The 17,632-nt window shown below is 68.9% G+C and carries 19 protein-coding genes; 13 read left to right on the forward strand and 6 right to left on the reverse strand.

Annotated features, from left to right (window positions below; translation table 11 throughout):
• The first annotated feature begins 124 nt into the window (after nucleotides 1-124).
• The 3 genes from ABLE91_RS23265 (at nucleotide 125) to ABLE91_RS23275 (ending at nucleotide 2,473) form a co-directional block, all read left to right on the forward strand.
• Nucleotides 125-487 carry a hypothetical protein gene (locus ABLE91_RS23265; protein WP_348934760.1) on the forward strand — a complete coding sequence of 121 codons (363 nt, stop codon included), beginning with the start codon at nucleotides 125-127 and terminating at the stop codon, nucleotides 485-487.
• Between the two features lie 143 nt (nucleotides 488-630).
• On the forward strand, nucleotides 631-1,416 hold the full coding sequence (locus ABLE91_RS23270) for a 3-hydroxybutyrate dehydrogenase (protein ID WP_348934761.1): 786 nt from the start codon (nucleotides 631-633) through the stop codon (nucleotides 1,414-1,416).
• 16 nt (nucleotides 1,417-1,432) lie between these two features.
• The gene (locus tag ABLE91_RS23275; RefSeq protein WP_348934762.1) at nucleotides 1,433-2,473 is read left to right on the forward strand and encodes a patatin-like phospholipase family protein; all 1,041 of its coding nucleotides are present in this window, start codon (nucleotides 1,433-1,435) and stop codon (nucleotides 2,471-2,473) included.
• A gap of 167 nt (nucleotides 2,474-2,640) precedes the next feature.
• Here the strand turns inward: ABLE91_RS23275 and ABLE91_RS23280 are convergent, their stop codons facing one another.
• On the reverse strand, nucleotides 2,641-3,165 hold the full coding sequence (locus ABLE91_RS23280; protein WP_348934764.1) for a hypothetical protein: 525 nt from the start codon (nucleotides 3,163-3,165) through the stop codon (nucleotides 2,641-2,643).
• 83 nt (nucleotides 3,166-3,248) lie between these two features.
• Here ABLE91_RS23280 and ABLE91_RS23285 point away from each other — a divergent pair, with 83 nt between their 5' ends.
• Both ABLE91_RS23285 and ABLE91_RS23290 read left to right on the forward strand, forming a co-directional pair.
• On the forward strand, nucleotides 3,249-3,797 hold the full coding sequence (locus ABLE91_RS23285) for an O-acetyl-ADP-ribose deacetylase (protein WP_348934765.1): 549 nt from the start codon (nucleotides 3,249-3,251) through the stop codon (nucleotides 3,795-3,797).
• Nucleotides 3,766-4,515, forward strand: a complete 750-nt coding sequence (locus ABLE91_RS23290) for an RluA family pseudouridine synthase (RefSeq protein ID WP_348934766.1) — start codon at nucleotides 3,766-3,768, stop codon at nucleotides 4,513-4,515. The genes ABLE91_RS23285 and ABLE91_RS23290 overlap by 32 nt, the downstream gene beginning before the upstream one ends.
• Here ABLE91_RS23290 and ABLE91_RS23295 read toward each other — a convergent pair.
• Nucleotides 4,512-5,402, reverse strand: a complete 891-nt coding sequence (locus ABLE91_RS23295; RefSeq protein WP_348934767.1) for a DMT family transporter — start codon at nucleotides 5,400-5,402, stop codon at nucleotides 4,512-4,514. The two genes, ABLE91_RS23290 and ABLE91_RS23295, sit on opposite strands and share 4 nt — an antisense overlap.
• Nucleotides 5,403-5,570: 168 nt before the next feature.
• Between ABLE91_RS23295 and ABLE91_RS23300 the strand changes: the two genes are divergently transcribed.
• Nucleotides 5,571-6,440 (forward strand): LysR substrate-binding domain-containing protein, encoded by an 870-nt coding sequence (locus ABLE91_RS23300; RefSeq protein ID WP_348934768.1) that lies wholly within the window; start codon nucleotides 5,571-5,573, stop codon nucleotides 6,438-6,440.
• Between the two features lie 216 nt (nucleotides 6,441-6,656).
• Here the strand turns inward: ABLE91_RS23300 and ABLE91_RS23305 are convergent, their stop codons facing one another.
• The 4 genes from ABLE91_RS23305 to ABLE91_RS23320 all read right to left on the reverse strand — a co-directional run bounded on the left by ABLE91_RS23305 (nucleotide 6,657) and on the right by ABLE91_RS23320 (nucleotide 10,664).
• On the reverse strand, nucleotides 6,657-7,604 hold the full coding sequence (locus ABLE91_RS23305) for a glucokinase (RefSeq protein WP_348934769.1): 948 nt from the start codon (nucleotides 7,602-7,604) through the stop codon (nucleotides 6,657-6,659).
• Nucleotides 7,605-7,718: 114 nt separating this feature from the next.
• Nucleotides 7,719-9,209: a tripartite tricarboxylate transporter permease gene (locus tag ABLE91_RS23310; RefSeq protein ID WP_348934770.1), complete on the reverse strand. Its 1,491-nt coding sequence runs from the start codon at nucleotides 9,207-9,209 to the stop codon at nucleotides 7,719-7,721.
• Nucleotides 9,209-9,673: a tripartite tricarboxylate transporter TctB family protein gene (locus tag ABLE91_RS23315; protein ID WP_348934771.1), complete on the reverse strand. Its 465-nt coding sequence runs from the start codon at nucleotides 9,671-9,673 to the stop codon at nucleotides 9,209-9,211. Before ABLE91_RS23315 ends, ABLE91_RS23310 begins: the two co-directional genes overlap by 1 nt.
• Nucleotides 9,674-9,695: 22 nt before the next feature.
• Nucleotides 9,696-10,664 carry a tripartite tricarboxylate transporter substrate binding protein gene (locus ABLE91_RS23320; protein ID WP_348934772.1) on the reverse strand — a complete coding sequence of 323 codons (969 nt, stop codon included), beginning with the start codon at nucleotides 10,662-10,664 and terminating at the stop codon, nucleotides 9,696-9,698.
• Nucleotides 10,665-11,060: 396 nt separating this feature from the next.
• On the opposite strand from ABLE91_RS23320, the gene ABLE91_RS23325 reads away from it, so the two are divergent.
• The 7 genes from ABLE91_RS23325 (at nucleotide 11,061) to ABLE91_RS23355 (ending at nucleotide 17,375) form a co-directional block, all read left to right on the forward strand.
• Entirely contained in the window at nucleotides 11,061-11,780 is a 720-nt protein-coding gene (locus tag ABLE91_RS23325; RefSeq protein WP_348934773.1) for a Tim44/TimA family putative adaptor protein, read from the forward strand.
• Between the two features lie 169 nt (nucleotides 11,781-11,949).
• Entirely contained in the window at nucleotides 11,950-12,135 is a 186-nt protein-coding gene (locus ABLE91_RS23330; RefSeq protein ID WP_348934774.1) for a type II toxin-antitoxin system VapB family antitoxin, read from the forward strand.
• Nucleotides 12,136-12,293: 158 nt separating this feature from the next.
• Complete coding sequence (gene mltA, locus ABLE91_RS23335; RefSeq protein WP_348934775.1) at nucleotides 12,294-13,328, forward strand: murein transglycosylase A; 1,035 nt, start codon at nucleotides 12,294-12,296, stop codon at nucleotides 13,326-13,328.
• Complete coding sequence (locus ABLE91_RS23340; protein ID WP_348934776.1) at nucleotides 13,325-13,897, forward strand: Smr/MutS family protein; 573 nt, start codon at nucleotides 13,325-13,327, stop codon at nucleotides 13,895-13,897. Before mltA ends, ABLE91_RS23340 begins: the two co-directional genes overlap by 4 nt.
• On the forward strand, nucleotides 13,894-14,259 hold the full coding sequence (locus ABLE91_RS23345) for a helix-turn-helix domain-containing protein (protein ID WP_348934777.1): 366 nt from the start codon (nucleotides 13,894-13,896) through the stop codon (nucleotides 14,257-14,259). Before ABLE91_RS23340 ends, ABLE91_RS23345 begins: the two co-directional genes overlap by 4 nt.
• A 61-nt stretch (nucleotides 14,260-14,320) precedes the next feature.
• Nucleotides 14,321-14,644, forward strand: coding sequence for a PRC-barrel domain-containing protein (locus ABLE91_RS23350; RefSeq protein WP_348934779.1), 324 nt, complete (start codon nucleotides 14,321-14,323; stop codon nucleotides 14,642-14,644).
• Between the two features lie 106 nt (nucleotides 14,645-14,750).
• Nucleotides 14,751-17,375: a TIGR02302 family protein gene (locus tag ABLE91_RS23355; RefSeq protein ID WP_348934780.1), complete on the forward strand. Its 2,625-nt coding sequence runs from the start codon at nucleotides 14,751-14,753 to the stop codon at nucleotides 17,373-17,375.
• Nucleotides 17,376-17,632 lie beyond the last annotated feature (257 nt).

The raw sequence follows: 17,632 nt of genomic DNA on the forward strand, positions 1-17,632 counted from the left end.
TCTCGGACCCGGCGTTTCCATGGCGGCCGGAAGAGGCCTCCACATCCCGTTCCAACCCTCTGCCTTCTTCCCGTAATGAAGGCCGTGCTAGATGCCCTAACACATTGGCGGGGGAGGGTATTTCATGGGTTTCTTCAAGTTTGTCATGGTGGCGGCCCTGGCCCTGCCGCTGGCGGGATGCTTCGAGGGGCCTGCCGGTCCCCAGGGCCCGCAGGGGCCTCAGGGTGCGGCCGGCCCGGCCGGTCCCGCCGGCGCCCAGGGCGCCGCCGCCAAGTCCCCGGCGGTCTCGGTCCGCAGCACGCCCTGCCCCAATGGCGGCTGCACCAGCACCTGCGAAACCGGCGAGCAGCTCATGGGCGGCTATTGCGTCAACCAGGAGGAGGGGATGCAGCACGTGGCCGTCTTCTCCTCGCCCAATGATGGGGCGCCGACGGTGAAATGCGAGAACCCCGTCAAGCAGGTGGTGGCCGTTTGCCTCAAGCCGTGACGGCCCGTCACCGTTGCGCGGGCCTGTTTTGCGGCGCAAGGTCTGCGGCGCACCCTTAGGCGTGACGCAAGCGTCATAGCCCTCATCTAAACCGGGCGGATGCCGCCTTGCGGCTCCGCTCTTTCGTTCATGGGGAACCGAACATGTCCTTGAAGGGTAAGGTCGCCGTCGTCACGGGTTCCACCAGCGGCATCGGGCTCGCCATCGCGCGCGGCTTCGCGGCCCAGGGCGCCAACATCGTCATCAACGGCCTCGGCGACGCCGCCGCCATCGAGACCGAGCGCAAGAAGTTCGAGACCGATTTCGGCGTGAAGGCGCTCTATTCGCCCGCCAACATGCTGAAGCACGAGGAAATCGAGGCCATGGTGAAGCTGGCCGAGACCGATCTCGGCGCCTGCGACATCCTCGTGAACAATGCCGGCATCCAATATGTCGCGCCGGTGGAAGACTTCCCCATTGAGAAGTGGGACCAGATCATCGCCATCAACCTCTCGGCCGCCTTCTATGCGAGCCGCGCGGCGATCCCCGGCATGAAGGCGAAGAAGTGGGGCCGCATCATCAATACCGCGTCGGCCCACGCACTCGTCGCCTCGCCCTTCAAGTCGGCCTATGTCTCGGCCAAGCACGGCATTGCCGGCCTCACCAAGACCATCGCCCTTGAGACCGCCACGTTCGGCATCACCTGCAACGCCATCTGCCCCGGCTATGTCTGGACCCCCCTCGTGGAGCACCAGATCCCCGAGCAGGCGAAGGCCCACGGCATCTCCGAGGACCAGGTGAAGCGCGACGTGTTCCTCGCCACCCAGCCCACGAAGGAATTCGTGACGGTCGAGGAAGTGGCGGACCTCGCCGTGTGGCTCACCTCCGACGGCGCCCGGTCCATCACCGGCACCATGCAGTCCATCGACGGCGGCTGGACCGCCGAGTGAAGCCAGGGAGGGCATGATGGCCCGACAGGACGCCATCAAGCCTATCTCGCTCGCGCTCCAGGGGGGCGGCGCCCATGGCGCCTTCACCTGGGGCGTGGTGGACCGGCTGCTGGAGGAGGAGAGCCTCTCCATCTCCGGCATTTCGGGCACCAGCGCGGGCGCCATGAACGCGGTGGTCATGGCCTCCGGCCTCGCCAAGGGCGGGCCGACGCAGGCCCGGGCCGCGCTCACCGAATTCTGGCGGGACGTGTCGCGGGACGGGCGCCTCTCGCCGCTGCAGCGCACCGCGTTCGACCGGGTGCTGGGCAACTGGTCGCTGGCGAAGAGCCCGGCCTATATCGCCTTCGAGGTGGCGAGCCGCTTCCTCTCGCCCTACGATTTCAACCCCCTGAACCTCAATCCGCTGCGGGACATCCTCCACGCGCACGTGGATTTTGAGGCCATCCGCGCCTCGAACGTGAAGGTGTTCATCTCCGCCACCAACGTCCATACGGGGCGCGCCCGTGTGTTCGGGCACACGGAGATGACGGCCGAGGCGGTGATGGCCTCCGCCTGCCTGCCTTTGCTGTTCCAGGCGGTGGAGATTGACGGGGTTCCCTATTGGGACGGCGGCTATATGGGCAACCCGCCGCTATTCCCGCTCTACGAGCACGTGGAGGCGGACGACATCCTCCTGGTGCAGATCAACCCGATCCTGCGCGAGGAGACGCCGCGCACCTCGGCCGAGATCCAGAACCGCATCAACGAGATCACCTTCAACGCCTCGCTGCTGGCCCAGCTGCGTGCCATCGACCAGGTGACGCAGCTCATCGAACAGGGGCTTCTCACCCGCTGGACCCTGGGCTCCTCCGGCTTCCGCCGGGTGCGCCTGCACCGCATCGGCGGGGCGGACCAATTGGTGGGGTTCGACCTGTCGTCAAAGATGAATGCGGAATGGGCCTTCCTCCAGCACCTGCGCGATCTGGGGCGGCAGGCGGCGGAAGATTTCATCGCGGAGCACGGGGACGATGTGGGCCGGCGCTCGACGCTGGATCTGCGGCTGGAACTGGCGGATTGAGCGAAGCAACTCTTCGTCCGATACACCGTCATGCCCGGGCTTGACCCGGGCATCCACGTCCATCCCTTAAGCCCGGACCTGGCGGAGCCCCGTGGATCCCCGGATCAAGTCCGGGGATGACAGCTTGAACTGGGGCGACCATGCCCCCTATGCGACCGCAGCCAAATCTAGCGCGCGTCCTTCTTCGCCTGCGCCGTGGCGACGAACTTGGTCACCCGGCCGGCCTCGCCCGAGCGGCTGCCAATGCGATCCGCCCGGGTCTTGGCCTTGGAATGCATGCCTTCATTGGCGTGCTGGCCGGCATCGGGATGGCCCGGCGGGTGGGCGGCGCGCTTCATCGCCAGCGCGTGGCGGGCATTGCTGATGAGCTGCTCGCGCGCCTCGGCGGCGGCGCGGCGGGTCATCTCGCGGCGCGCGCGGGTGAGCGCATCGGTGAGCACGGCCGCCTTCTGGCGGTTGCCGACATCCGCCTTCTCGAACGTCACCTCGCCCCGCCCGCCCTTGCCGCGCAGGCTGCGGCGCTGGTTGTTGGCGATGGTCTGGGCGCGGTCGCGGCGGTCGCGCAGATGCTGGACCAGCGCGTGAAGGTCGGCGTGGGCGAGCTCGCCCAGCACGGGGTGGCGCGCCTTCTCCACGAATTCCATCTCGTCCGCGGTAAGCAGGCGCTGCTCGGTTTTTCTAGGATGGGCCATGATGTTTCCGATGGGAACGAAGCGTTGGATTGAGGCTTCTGCCACGGTGCATGTGAAGCTCGTGCGACAAGACGGAGAGTAGCATGACCCCCCTCCATAGCGCCCATCACAAGGGTGCGCGGCTCGACATCCTGGTGGGCGACATCACCCGACTGGAGCTGGACGCCATCGTGAATGCCGCCAATTCCTCGCTGCTGGGCGGCGGCGGGGTGGACGGCGCCATCCACCGCGCCGCCGGGCCGGACCTTCTGAAGGAATGCCGCACCCTCGGCGGCTGCGAGACCGGCGATGCCAAGATCACCCAGGGCTACCTTCTGCCCGCGCGCCACGTGATCCACACGGTCGGGCCGGTCTGGCGCGGCGGCGGGGCGGGCGAGGACGATCTGCTCGCCTCCTGCTACCGCCGCGCCATGGGTATCGCGGCAGAGCGAAGCCTTGCCTCCCTCGCCTTTCCCGCCATCTCCACCGGCATCTACGGCTTTCCCTCGGAACTGGCGGCACCGCTGGCGGTCAAGGCCGTGCTCGATGCGCTGGACGAAGCGCGCGGGGTGGCGCATGTGGTCTTCTGCTGCTTCTCCGAAGGCTCTGCCGCCCACCACCATGACGCTTTCCGCGCCCACCGCCTCCTCTGACCCCATCGCCGAGCGCGTGCTCCACCGCGACGGCATGGTGCTGGTGCTGGACAAGCCGGCGGGCCTGCCGGTGCATCCCGGCCCGAAGGGCGGCGTGACGCTGCATGACCTTCTGGACCATCTGCGCTTCGGCCTGCCGCGCAAGCCGGAACTGGCCCACCGGCTGGACAAGGACACGTCCGGCTGCCTGGTTCTGGGCCGCCACCCCAAGGCCATCGCGCTGCTCAACAAGCTGTTCGCCGACGGCAAGGTGGACAAGACCTATGTGGCGGTGACCAAAGGCGCGCCGGCAGAGGACACAGGGCGCATCGACCAGCCCTTGGCGAAGCGCTCGCCCCATCGCGGCTGGTGGATGCAGGCGGTGCCCAAGGGCACGCCCGGCGCACTGGAGGCGGTGACCGACTGGCGGGTGCTGTTCCGGGGCGAAGGGCTGGCGGTGATGGCGCTCTCCCCTGTGACGGGGCGGACGCACCAGTTGCGCGCCCACCTGTCCCATCTCGGCTTCCCCATCCTGGGGGATTCCATCTATGGCGGCGCCTCGCGCCTGCCGGGCGGGCCGGTTCTGCACCTGCATTCCCGCCGGGTGGTGCTGCCGGTGGCGAAGAACGGCCCGCCGCTCACCGTCTCGGCGCCGTTCCCGGCTCACGTGAAAGAGACCATCGCCGCTCTGGGCGGCGATGTGTCCGTCTTGGAAGAGGCCGCCGACGGCGCTTTCTAGCGGGTCACCAGCCAGATGCCGGCGGCGATGGGCAGGATGCCCAGAAAGTCTAGCGGCGGCACCATCTCGCCCAGGATCAGCCAGCCGAAGAACAGGCCCAAAGGCGGCATGATGAAGTGCAGGGCCGTCGCCTCGGTGGCGCTGGAGCGGCCGAGGATGAAGTACCAGAGGCTGTACCCGCCGATGGACACGGCAATGGTCAGGAAGGCGAAGGCGCCGATGAAAGTCGGCGTCAGGTGGATCGCCGACAGGCTCTCCGTCGCCAGCGCCACGGGCATGAGCACGATGCCGCCGGCAAGGCACTGGATGCCGCTCGCCTGGAAGAGATCGGCCTTCGTGCCGAAGCGCTTATAGGTGAGTGTCCCCGCCGTCAGCGCCACCAGGGCCGCCAGCACAAACAAGGTGCCGGTGAGCGCCTCATGCCCGCCCGCGAGCCGCGAGCGCAGGACGATGATGACGCCCACGAACCCCAGCAGCAGGCCCAGCATCTTGCGGGGCGTCAGGCGCTCGCCAAGGATCGGCCCGGCCACCAGGGCCGTGAGCAGCGGGTTGGCGGAGATGATGACGGCGGTGAAGGCCGAGGAGACCGTCGCCAGCCCCGTGAAGCTGAGCCCGAGATAGAGCGCGTTGTTCAGCGTGCCCGCCAGGATCAGCGCCGCCCATTCCCGCCGTTTCAGCCGCTTGAACCGTCCGAACGCCGCGCAGCCCGCCAGCAGGATGCTGCCCGCCAGGAGGAAGCGGAAGGTGAGCAGCAGCAGAGGCGGACAGTCCCACAGCGCGATCTTCCCCGCCGCGAAGGCCGAGCTCCACAGGATGCAGAACAGAGCGATAAGGCCGGGTGTCGCGTCGAGGCCGGGCGTGGATGCGGCGCGCTGCGAAGGCGTCATGGGAGCGGCTCCTCCCTGAAGCCCGGTTGTGTTTGGGTATGTCATGGGAGGTCTCCTGGGAATGGCCCCGGCTGCATGGCCAGACCCTTCCGGCCGGCAAAAACAGGAAGCCACACATGGCATCCATTGAAAAATTAGATGTTTTCATCCATACTAGTTGAAAATCAAATGGATGAGCCGATGCTCGACCTGGACCTGCTTCGCGCGTTCGTCAGCGTGGTGGATGCCGGCGGCTTCACCCGGGCGGGAGAGCGCGTTCATCGCACCCAGTCCACGGTGAGCCAGCAGATCAAGCGGCTGGAGGAAAACGCCGGCCGCCCCCTCTTCCTGCGGGAGGGGCGCAAGGTGCGTCTCACGGAGGATGGCGAGCGGCTACTGGGCTATGCCCGGCGCATCCTCGCCTTGAGCGCGGAGGCGAAAGCGGCCTTGGGCAAGGCGGCGCCGGTGATGGTGCGGCTCGGCATTCCCGACGATTTCGCCATGGTCTCGCTCACCCAGGCGGTGGCGGCTTTCGCCGCGGCGCGCCCGGAAGTCCGGCTTGCGGTGCGCTGCGCCGTTTCCTGCGACCTCTCCGCCGACCTCGCGCGGGGCGAATTGGACGTGGCGCTCTACAAGCGCGAGCCCAATCTCGGCCCGGCCTTGGCCACCTGGCCGGAGCGCCCGGTCTGGATCGCCTCGGCGCACAATCCCCTGCCGCCGCTCGATCCGGTGCCGCTGGTGGCGTTCACCCAGGGCTGCATCTACCGCAACCGGGCCATCCATGCGCTGGAAGGAGCGGGGCTCTCCTGGCGCGTCGCCTATGAAAGCCCGAACCTCATGGGCCTCCAGGCGGCGCTCGCCTGCGGGCTCGGCATCGCCTTGCTGGAGCGGCGGACCGTCATGCCGGAGCACCGGATTCTCGGCACGCGCGACGGCCTCCCGCCGGTGCCGGCCACCGAGTTGGCCTTGGGCGTGGCCGAAGGCGCCGGCCCCGCCGCCCACGACCTTGCGGCCGCGCTGGCCCGGTTCTGCGGGGATGCGCAGGCACTGGCGGCGTAGCGGACATTGCGGATGGAAGCGAGTTTTCACCTCTCCCCGAGGGGGAGAGGTCGACGCCGCAGGCGGCGGGTGAGGGGGCTCCGGCGCTTCAGAATTGGAAAAGGTGGTTCCCCCTCACCCCAGCCCTCTCCCCCGCGGGGAGAGGGGGGCAAAGTGCACCCGGCTCGATGCCTCCGTTGGATTCTGCGACTTTCTCGCGAAGCAGAGAAAGGCCCCTCAAAGCCCCGCCAGAATCCTCCGCCCCACTTGCCCGACGCCCAGCAGGCCCGGCGTCGGGTGCACCACCACCTGCACCTGAATGTTGGCGAGGTGGTCGTGATAGGGCGGATGCTCCTCGAAGGCGGTGCGGAACGGCGAGGCGGCGAACAAGGGCGCCATGGCCGCGCCCACGCCGCCGGCGATGAACACGCCCCCGCGCGCCATGGTGAGCAGGCAATAATCGCCCGCGATGCGGCCCAGCAGGCGCAGGAAGACGTGGCAGGTCTCCAGCTCGCGCGCCTGGCCGTCCAGAGCCGCCTGGATGATGGCCGGGGAGGTGGAAGTCTCGCCCGCAAGGATGCGGTGCAGGCGCACCAGCCCCGGCCCGGAGATCACCTGCTCCACCGAGACCGGCCCCAATTCGCTCCCCAGATGGGCGATCACCCGCGCCTCCTCGGAGGTCACAGCGCCCAGCCTCACGTGCCCGCCCTCGCCCGGCAGCACGTCGAAGCCATGCTTGTCGGCGCGCGGGATCAGCGTTGCGGTGCCGAGCCCCGTGCCGGGGCCGCACACCAGGATGGGGGCCCACTCCACGCCATGGCCGGCACCGACCTGCACCAGATACTCACGGCCGAGCGTCGGCACCCCATGGGCGAGCGCCGCGAAATCGTTCAGCACCGTCAGCGCGTCTAGGCCGAGCGTCTTGGCGAGCGCCAGCCGGTTGAAGCTCCAGGCGCGGTTGGTCAGATGGACGTCGTCGCTGTCCACGGGACCGGCGATGGCGAACACGCCGGCATGCGGCTTTTCCGGCCCCAGCGTCGCGAGATAGGCGCCAAACAGCTCCTCCACGCTTCCATAATCGTCATTCGCTTCCACCCGCACATCGAACGGCACGCCGTCGTGCCTGGCGCGGGCAATGCGCGTGGAGGTTCCACCAATATCGGCCAAAAGAATCGTGGGGGTCATGAGACGTCCAAAACGTGAGGGCCGCACGTTGTCCGGATTCCCCCGGCCGAATCAAGCGGGGGACGGGCACGTCCCATGAAAATGCGGCGGCGGCCTGGGTTGTTCCAGGCCGCGTCAGGCCGGCGCACGGACGCGCTGGCGCAAAGCGGCGAAGACCGGGGTGAGCAAAACCAGGATGGTCACCACCCCGAGCCCCGCCGCCACCGGCCGCTCGAAGAAGGCAAGGAGGTTGCCGTCCGCCTTGATCATGGAGGTGACGAACGCCTCTTCCAGCATCTTGCCCAGCACGATGCCGAGCACGCAGGGGGCAATCGGCACGTCGTGCTCTTCCATGAGGAAGCCCAGCACCCCGAACACCAGCATCAGCACCACGCCATAGACCGAATTGTTCACCGCATAGGCGCCGACGATGCAGAACAGGAGGATGATGGGCATCATGAGCCGGCGCGGGACGCGCAGCAGCGCCGTTCCCGCCTTGAGCGCCGCAAGCCCCAGCGGGATCATGGCGATGTTGGCGAGGATGAAGATGGTGAAGACGGCGTAGATGGATTCCGGATTGTTGAGGAACAAAGTCGGCCCCGGATTGAGGCCCTTCAGATACAGCACGCCGATGACGATGGCGGTGATGCTGTCGCCGGGAATGCCGAACACCAGAGCCGGCACCCAGGCGCCCGCGAGCGCGGCATTGTTGGACGAGGTGCTCTCGATGATGCCTTCCACATGGCCGGTGCCGAATTTCTCCGGCGTCCTGGAGAATTTCCGGCTCATGGCATAGGAGACCCAGGCGGCGATGTCCGCCCCCGCGCCGGGCAGGATGCCGATGGCGGTGCCGGTGATGTTGCCGCGCACCTGCTGGGGCCAGTATTTCACGAACATGCGGCCCCAGCCCTTCAGCGGGTTGCCCAGCGCCGTCTGCTTCACCTCCCAGTCGGGCGCGCCGGAGGCCATGGCGCGCAGCACTTCGGAGACCGCGAACAGGCCGATCATGGCGGGGATGAAGTCCACCCCGCTCATCAGCTCGACATTGCCGAGGGTGAAGCGGGGGATGCCGGCGGGATTGTCGAGGCCGATGGTGGCGACGAACAGGCCGAGGAACAGCGAGATGAGCCCCTTCACCGGCGAGCCCATGCCGATGAAGATGGCGCAGGTGAGCCCCAGCAGCGCCAGCCAGAAATATTCGAACGAGGAGAAACCCAGGGCCACTTCGGCCAGCAGCGGGGCAGCGACGATGAGAATCAGGGTACCGAACAGACCGCCGAGGGCGGAGAACAGCACGTTGGCGCCCAGCGCCACCTCCGCCTCGCCCTTGCGGGTCATGGCGTAGCACTCGTCCGTATAGGCGGCCGAGGCGGGCGTGCCCGGAATCCGCATGAGGGTGGAGGGGATGTCGCCGGCGAAGATGGCCATGGCCGAGCAGGCGATCATGGCGCCCACCGCCGGAATGGGGTCCATGAAGAAGGTGATGGGCACCAGCAGCGCAATGGCCATGGTGGCGGTGAGGCCGGGAATGGCGCCCACGATCAGGCCGAAGATGGAGGCGACGAAGATGGTGAGGATGACATCCCACTGAAACACCAGCGCGAGCCCGGCCTCGATGGCGCCCATCACAGCAATCCTTCAATGAGGCCGCGCGGCAGCGGCACGCGCAGCAGGTGGGCGAAGGCGTAAAACACGCACACGGAGGCGATGGCCGCCACCGGCACGGCCACCACCATGTGGACCCTCAGCAGCAGGAAGAGCGCGACCAGCACCAGCGTCGAGGCAGCGATGAAGCCCAGCGCCGGAGCCGCGACCATGTAGAGCACCACCAGCCCCAGCGTGCCGGCGACCCGCACCACCGCTCCCGGCTCGGCCGCCCATGACAGGGATACCGCCCGCCCCGCCCCGTCCCGCAGCGTGGTGAAGGCGAGCCATGCGCCGCACAGGAACAGCCCGCCGGCGACGGCGAGGGGGAAGACGTCCGCGCCATATTGCTGGCCGGGAATGGGCGGGAAGGTTCGCGCGGCGGCGGCCAGCGCCACGGCGCCGACGAGCACCAGAAGTGCCAGGATGAGATCATTGACGCGCATGGCCGTGATCCCGGCGGGGCGGCTACTTGGCCAGCCCCACCTCCTTCATCACGGCGCCCAGAGACGCGTCGCTCTCCGCCATGAAGGTGCCGAAGGCCGCGCCCTCGGCCCAGCGCCCGCCGAAGCCGCGATTGGTGAGGAAGTCCTGGTAATCCTTGCTTTCATACGCCTTCTTCAGCGCCGGAATGAGCTTGTCCGCGACTTCCTTTGGCAGGCCCTTCGGCCCGGCGATGCCACGCCACGCGCCGATCACCCAGTCGGAGCCGGTGGCTTCCTTCAGGGTCGGAACGTCGGGCATCAGCCTGGAGCGCTCCTTGGACATGATGGCGAGGCTCTTCACCCGCCCGGCATCGATGAGGGAGCGCGCCTCGGGGAGCGAGCAGGTGACGATCTGCACCCCGCCGGCCACCAGATCCTGCAGGCCCGGCGCGGCGCCGTTGCTCGGCACCCACGGCACGCTCGCGGGCTGCACCTTCAGGGAGGAGAGCATGCCGGCCAGCGCCAGATGCCAGATGCCGCCCTGGCCGGTGCCGGACGCCTTGTACTTTCCGGGGTTCTTCTGGACGTCGTCGATCACGTCCCTGGCGGTCTTGTAAGGCGCATCCGCGCGCACCTGGAGGCCGGCGGGGTCCTCGTTCACCAGCGCCAGCGGCGTATAGGAGCCGGGATCGAGCTTGGTGAGGCCCTGCCAGTGCATCATGGCGATCTCCACCGTGAGCAGGCCGATGGTGTAGCCGTCTGCCGCAGCGTCCGCGATGGCCTGGTGGCCCACCACGCCCTGCCCGCCCGTGCGGTTCACCACCGCCACCGGCTGGCCGAGGTCGCGCTCCAGCAGCGAGGCGAGGATGCGGGCGACCGCGTCCGTGCCGCCACCGGCGCCCCACGGCACGATCAAAGTGATGGGGCGGTCAGGATAAGCGGCGAAGGCGGGGGCAAGGGACAGGCAGGCGGACAGAACCAGACCGGCCGCCGCCGCGAACAGGCGTTTCATGGCGTTCCTCCCTTTCGCCGCTTTGTCGCGGCTTTATTTAATCGTTTCGATTACGGTAGGTGAGCGGGTGGGTCAGGTCAACGATCGCGCGAGTCACGGCGTCGGGGCTATGGTGGTGGTGGCATCGGGGCCGCGCGTGCCGTAAGGTGCGCGAAAGGCGGCGGATGCGGCAGCGGCGGGACTGGAAAAGAAGCGCGGCCGGCGTACATAAACGCTGATCGCGCGGCCAGGACGGGCGTCGATGGCCAAGCGAAGCGCGCCTCGGGCTGCGGAGTGTCCTCCGCATGTTCGTGAAATGAAGCATGGGCCGGGCCCCTCAGGCACCCGGCACGGGCTTTGGGCGTGAAATCAGGCGGATGCGGCAGCCCCGCGCCGTCGCAGGCATGGCGAAGCGCAGTGCTCGACATCTACACCATCATCTTTCTGGCCCTGGCCGTGTTCATCTTCATCCGGCTGCGGAGCGTGCTCGGCCAGCGCACGGGACGCGAGCGGCCGCCCTATGATCCCTATTCCCGCGACCCGGCCCGGCCCGCGCCGCCCGCCTCCGACAAGGTGGTGACGCTCCCCCAGCGCAATGTGGAACCCCCGGGCCAACCCGCGAACACGGACGAAGAGGCGGAGCCCCCGCGCTTCCGCTGGGAAGGCGTTGCGCCCGAGGGTTCGCCCCTCGCCTCCGCCCTCGACCAGATCGCCCAGGCCGAGCCGGACTTCGACGCCAAGCACTTCCTCGTGGGCGCCAAATCCGCCTATGAGATGATCGTGCTCGCCTTCGCCAACGGGGATCGCAAGGCGCTGAAGGACCTCCTCTCCAAGGATGTGTTCGACGGCTTCGTCTCCGCCATCACGGACCGGGAGAGCCGGGGCGAGACCATGGAATCCCGCTTCATCTCCATCGACAAGGCGGACCTCGTGGACGCCAGCGTGCGCGGCAAGACCGCCCAGGTGACGGTGCGCTTCGTCTCCCAGCTCATCACCGCCACCCGCGCCCGCGACGGCAGCGTGGTGGACGGCAGCGCGGAGACGGTGGCGGACGTGACCGACGTGTGGACCTTCGCCCGCGACCTCGGCGTGCGCGACCCCAACTGGAAGCTGGTGGCGACCGAAGCGGCGGCGTGAGGGTGGCCTGAAAGCCCGTCATGGCCGGGCTTGTCCCGGCCATCCACGAGGCTCCGCCAGGTATGGCTAAGGAAGAGACGTGGATGCCCGGGACAAGCCCGGGCATGACAGCGTTGTTGGTCTCGGTACCAGCTGAAGCTAATATCGGCAGGCTGCGGAGGCTGGATGAATGCGCATCACCGTGACCGTCGACGATGACTTGATGGCCAATGCTGGTTCCTATAGCGGTCTCACGAGTAAATCCGCCATAATCGAAAAAGCCCTTAGAGAGTTGGTTGAGCGGGAAAGTGCTCGGCGGCTCGCAGCGCTCGGCGGCTCACAGCCCCGGTTGACGAATGTGAGGCGGCGCAGATGAGATGGTGCCGGGGACCAATCATCTCGTTGTTTGTTGCCGCCTCTACCGCCGCCCTCGCCGTACCTCTATGGGCCCCTTTCCCGCCTCCAGCTCTCCCCGGCGCCACCCTTGAACCGGCCCGCTATACAGACCTCCCCGGTTGGCGCGAGGACAATCAGGTGGAGGCGTTCCAGACCTTCCTCGCAAGCTGCGGCGCCCTCGCCAAGCCGCCGGCCGAGATCGGCCCCACCTCGAACCCGGCCCTCCTCCCCGGCCTGAGGCACGCTTGCACCGCCGCCCGCGCCCTCGGAACCCCAACACCGTCCGCAGCGATCGCCCGCCTGTTCTTCGAGGCCAATTTCCAGCCCTGGCGCATTGCGCCCGCACAGAACCCACCCGGCTTCCTCACCGGCTATTACGAGCCGGAGGTGGACGGATCGCCGGTGCGCACGGACACCTTCACCGTGCCGGTCTATGGCCGCCCCGACGACCTCATCCCCACAAGCCCGCCGAAGGACAGCAATCGCGGCGGCGCCCAGCGCAAGCAATGGGGCACCCTCGTGCCCTATTACGACCGGGGCGAGATCGAGGACGGCGCGCTCAGGGGTCGTGGGCTGGAGATTGCGTGGCTCCAGCACCCGGTGGACCTGTTCTTCATGCAGATCCAGGGCTCGGCCCGCATCCGCCTGCCGGATGGGCATGTGCTGCGGCTCAATTATGACGGACACAACGGGTATCCCTATACGCCGGTGGGCCGCCTCCTCATCCAGCGCGGCCTCGTGCCCCGCGACGAGATGAGCATGGACCGCATCCGCCGCTTCATCGAGCAGGACCCGGAAGCCGGGCGCGCCCTGATGCGGGAGAACCGCTCCTTCGTCTTCTTCAAGGCGGTGCCGCTCGAGGGCGATGCCGGCGCCCTGGGCGCGGAGGGCGTTCCGCTGACGGCCGGCCGCTCCATCGCGGTGGACCGGGCCATCCACACTTATGGCGCGCCCATCTTCATTGCCGCCGACCTGCCGCTGGACACCGCCGATGCGCTCGCGCCCTTCCGGCAGCTGATGATCGCGCAGGATACGGGATCGGCCATTGTCGGCCCGGCGCGGGCGGACCTGTTCTTCGGCGCGGGCGATGGCCCCGGCGCGGTGGCGGGGCGCATCCGCCATCCCGGCGCCTTTACCCTTCTGGTGCCGCGCCTCGCGGGCACAAACCCATGAGCCGCCGGCGCCGGCTGCGCACCCTCGATCCCGAGGAACGGGCGCTCTGGCATCATGTGGCGCGCTCGGTGACGCCGCTTCGCGCCCGCGCGCCGGCCGTGGAGCCCGAGCCTCCGCAGGAACCGGCGCCTCCCGTCAATATCCCCCCTGAGCCTGCCCCGTCCCCGGCCAAGAAGGCCGCCAAGGCCGGTCCGAAGGCCCCGCCCCCGCTTGCCGCCCTCGAGCCCCGCGCCCGCCGCCGCCTGTCGCGCGGCGCGGAGGTGGATGCGCGGCTCGATTTGCACGGCCTCACCCAGGCGGCGGCGCACCGGCGGCTGCACCTCTTCATCATCGAGGCGCAGGCGCTGGGCCATTCCGTCATCCTCGTCATCACTGGCAAGGGGGACGGGGAGCGCCCCCTTCCCGGCCTCAGCGAGCGCGGCGTGCTGCGCCGGTCCGTGCCGCTCTGGCTCGCGGAACCGGCCATGCGGACCTATGTGGTGGGCTTCGAGGCCGCCGCGCGGCGCCATGGAGGAGACGGCGCGCTCTATGTGCGCATCCGCCGCCGGCGCGAGGGAGAGCGGCCATGACGCCGTTCGGCCGCCGTATGCGGGATCTGCGGGCCGCGCGCGGCGTCACCCTCACCGACATGGCCGGGGCCATCGGGGTGAGCCCCACCTATCTCTCCGCTTTGGAGAACGGCAAGCGCGGGCGGCCCACCTGGGCCATGGTCCAGCGCATCATCGCCTATTTCAACATCATCTGGGACGAGGCGGAGGACCTCCAGCGCCTTGCCGAAGTCTCCCATCCGCGCGTGGTGGTGGACACGGCCGGCCTCACCCCGGAGGCCACCGAGCTGGCAAACCTCCTCGCGAAGGAAATCGCCCACCTGCCGCCCGAGGCGGTGGCCGAGCTTCTCGGGCGCCTCAAAATCCTGCGCCGGCGCGGCTGAGCCCGCCCGGAACCCGGGCGCGCCTCCCCCGTTGACCTTTCAACGGCAAAGGAGCCCAAACATGGAATACCAGGACGAAACAACGGCCCTCATCGCCTCCGGCAAGGTGAAGGGCACCGATGTCTACAACACCGAAGGCGAGCATATCGGCATCGTCCACGACCTCATGGTGGACAAGCAGACCGGGCGCATCACCTCCGCGATCCTGTCCATCGGCAGCATTTTAGGCATGGGCGGGGAGCATCAGCCGGTGCCGTGGAACAGCCTGAAATACGACACGCAGCAGAAGGGATATGTGCTCGGCATCCCGCTCGCCCAGATGCAGGACGCCCCGGAGGAGCCGGAAGAGGAATGGCCGGTCCCGGCTGCCGGGCGCGTGACCTGACGGCAGTTCTGAACAAGTCGTGAGCGTGCAGCGCAGCGCTCACGCTAGCCGGGGGCGAAAGCCGTGCTAAGCTGATCCCCTGGCGGGCTGGCTGTACGGAGGGCGCGTGACCGCGACACCGGAACTGAAGCGGCCGCGCGATGCGGCTACCGACGCGGCGACTTCCCTCGATCGTGCGGTGAAACGTGCCCGAAATGTCATCCTCTGGGAGCGCATCTGGCCGCCTCTGGCTGGGGTCGCCATGGCGGTGGGGGCATTCCTTGCCGTCTCCTGGGCCGGGTTCTGGCTGCATCTGCCGCCGCTCGGGCGCGTCGTCGGCGTCGCCGCCTTCGCACTCCTCTTCGCCTGGTGCCTCTGGCCGCTGGTCCGGATTCGCCGGCCCTCGCGCACTGAGGCCCTCTCGCGGCTCGACCGGGAAAGCCACCTCTCCCACCGCCCCGCCACCGCCATTGCCGACGGGCTCGCCACGCGGCCCGACGATCCGGTGGGTGCTGCTCTTTGGCGCGCCCATGTGGCGCGCACGCTGGCCGCCGCCCGCGCGCTGCGGGCGGGCCTGCCCGCCCCCGGCATGGCAACCCGCGACCCCCGCGCGCTGCGGGCGCTGGCGCTGCTGGCCGTGGTCTCCACCTTCTTCCTCGCCGCCGGCGAGCATGCGAGCCGGCTGCGCTCTGCCTTCGACTGGCGCGGCGCCGTCACCCCCAAGGCCTACCGCCTCGACGCCTGGGTGGACCCGCCGGGCTATACCGGCCGCCCGCCCGTTGTGCTGCCGGGCCTGCGCTCCGACGACCCCACCCCGGCCCAGGCGGCAGGCCTTTCGGTGCCCGCCGGCAGCACGCTGGTGGTGCGTACCGTCGGCCTCGATGATGCAGGGCTGAAGATCGAGGGCGGCATTGCCGAGCTGAAGCCGGACGAGGCGGAAGCCACCGCTGCAAAGGAAACAAAGCCCGCCAACGGCGCGAGCGAGCGGCGCTTCGCCATCACCCAGGCCGGCAGCGTCTCCTTCATCGGCCCCGACCAGCGCTCGCTGCTGTGGCGCTTCAGCGCCGTGCCGGACCAGAAGCCCACCATCTCCTTCGTGAAGGACCCGCAGAGCGGGCAGCGCAACGGTCTCGTCCTCACCTATCGCATCGAGGACGATTACGGGGTGAAGGAGGCGCAGGCCACCTTCGCCCCGACCTCGCCAGAAAAACCCCTCTTCCCCCGCCCCGGCGCGCCCGAGCCCAAGGCCGGCAAGCCGCTGGTGGCGGCGCCCGATTTCGCGCTCCCCGTTCCCGCGCCGGGTTCGAAGAATGGCACGCAGACCACCAAGGACCTCGTCGCCCATCCCTGGGCCGGCGCCCAGGTGGCCATCACGCTGAAGGCGCACGACGAAGCGGGCAATGAGGCGGTCAGCGAGACCAAGACTTACCGCCTGCCCGCCCGCACCTTCACCAAGCCGATCGCCCGCTCGCTGATCGAAGAGCGGCGGCGCCTCGCCCTCGACATCGCCGCGCGCCGGCAGGTGGAGATCGTGCTGGCCGCGCTCACCCTCGCGCCGGACCAGTTCGGCATGGAGCCGGGGGAGTATCTCGGCCTACGCTCGGCCTATTGGCGCCTGCGCAATGCCCGCACCGAGGACGATCTGCGCGGCGTCGTGGATTATCTCTGGGACATGGCCCTCGCCATCGAGGACGGCGACCTCTCGGACGCCCAGCGGCAACTGAAGGCCGCCCAGGAGGCGCTGCGCGAGGCCCTGGAGCGCGGGGCGAGCGATGAGGAAATCCAGCGGCTGATGCAGGATCTGCGCGCCGCAATGGACAAGATGATGCGCCAGCTGGCCGAGGAGGCCCGGCGCGACAGCGGCACAGACGCCCGTCCCCTCGACCCCAATACCCGCGTCATGCGGCCCCAGGACCTCCAGCGCATGATGGACCGGATCGAGAATCTCGCCCGGTCCGGCTCGCGCGATGCCGCCAAGCAGCTCCTCGACGAACTGCAGGCCATGATGGACAACATGCGCCCCGGCAATCGCCAGGCCGGCCGCCAGCAGGGCCAGCAGCAGGGTGAGCTGGGCGCCATGATCCAGGAGCAGCAGCGCCTGCGCGACCGCACCTACCGCCAGGGCCAGCAAGGACAGCGCGGCCAGCAGGGGCAACAGGGTCAGCAAGGCCAACAGGGACAGCAGGGCGAGAACGGGGAGTTCGGCGACCTGCAGCAGGGCCAGGGCGAGCTGCGCAAGCGGCTCGGCGAGATGCTGGACCAGCTCCGCAAGATGCAGCAGGGCCAAGGCCAGGGACAGCAAGGGCAAGGCCAGCAGGGCGACGGGCAGGATGGCGAGGGCCAGGACGGCCCGGCGGGCCGCGCCGGCCAGGCCTTCGGCCGCGCCGAGCAGGCCATGCGGGATGCGGAAGGCGCCCTTGGCCAGGGCGACGGCCAGGGGGCGCTGGACGCCCAGGGCCGCGCCCTCCAGGCCCTGCGCCAGGGCGCGCAGGCGCTGGCCGAAGGGCAGCCCGGCGGCAGCGACGGCCCCGGCCCCGGCGGTCCCTCCGGCGAGCAGGCCCAGCGCACCGACCCCCTCGGCCGTCCTTTGCGCAGCCAAGATTATGGCGACGATTACTCCGTGAAGGTGCCGGAGGAGGTCGACGTGCAGCGCGCCCGCCAGGTGCTGGAGGAACTGCGCCGCCGCCTGGAGCAGACCAATCGGCCGCAGCTGGAGCTGGATTACATCGAGCGCCTGCTGGAGAATTTCTGAGCCGCAGCGGGCCACCCGCCACCTCAAGGGACGGCTGCTCCACGGTCTGCTCCCTCTCCCGCTTGCTGGGGAGGGGCGGGAGCCTCACGACAAACGCCGCACCTGCCCATTCCTCACAAATTCCCCCTCCCTAGGGTCTGAACTCAATCGAGTTGCGGTTTGGTTGTGTTACTGATTCAAAGCTTCTGCTTGAGAGCGGAGGCTTGAATGGCGAAGGCTCTGACGTGGTTGAGCGATGCGGAGTGGGCTCGGATCGA

The organism is Aquabacter albus, from assembly GCF_040049275.1.
Taxonomy (GTDB): domain Bacteria; phylum Pseudomonadota; class Alphaproteobacteria; order Rhizobiales; family Xanthobacteraceae; genus Aquabacter.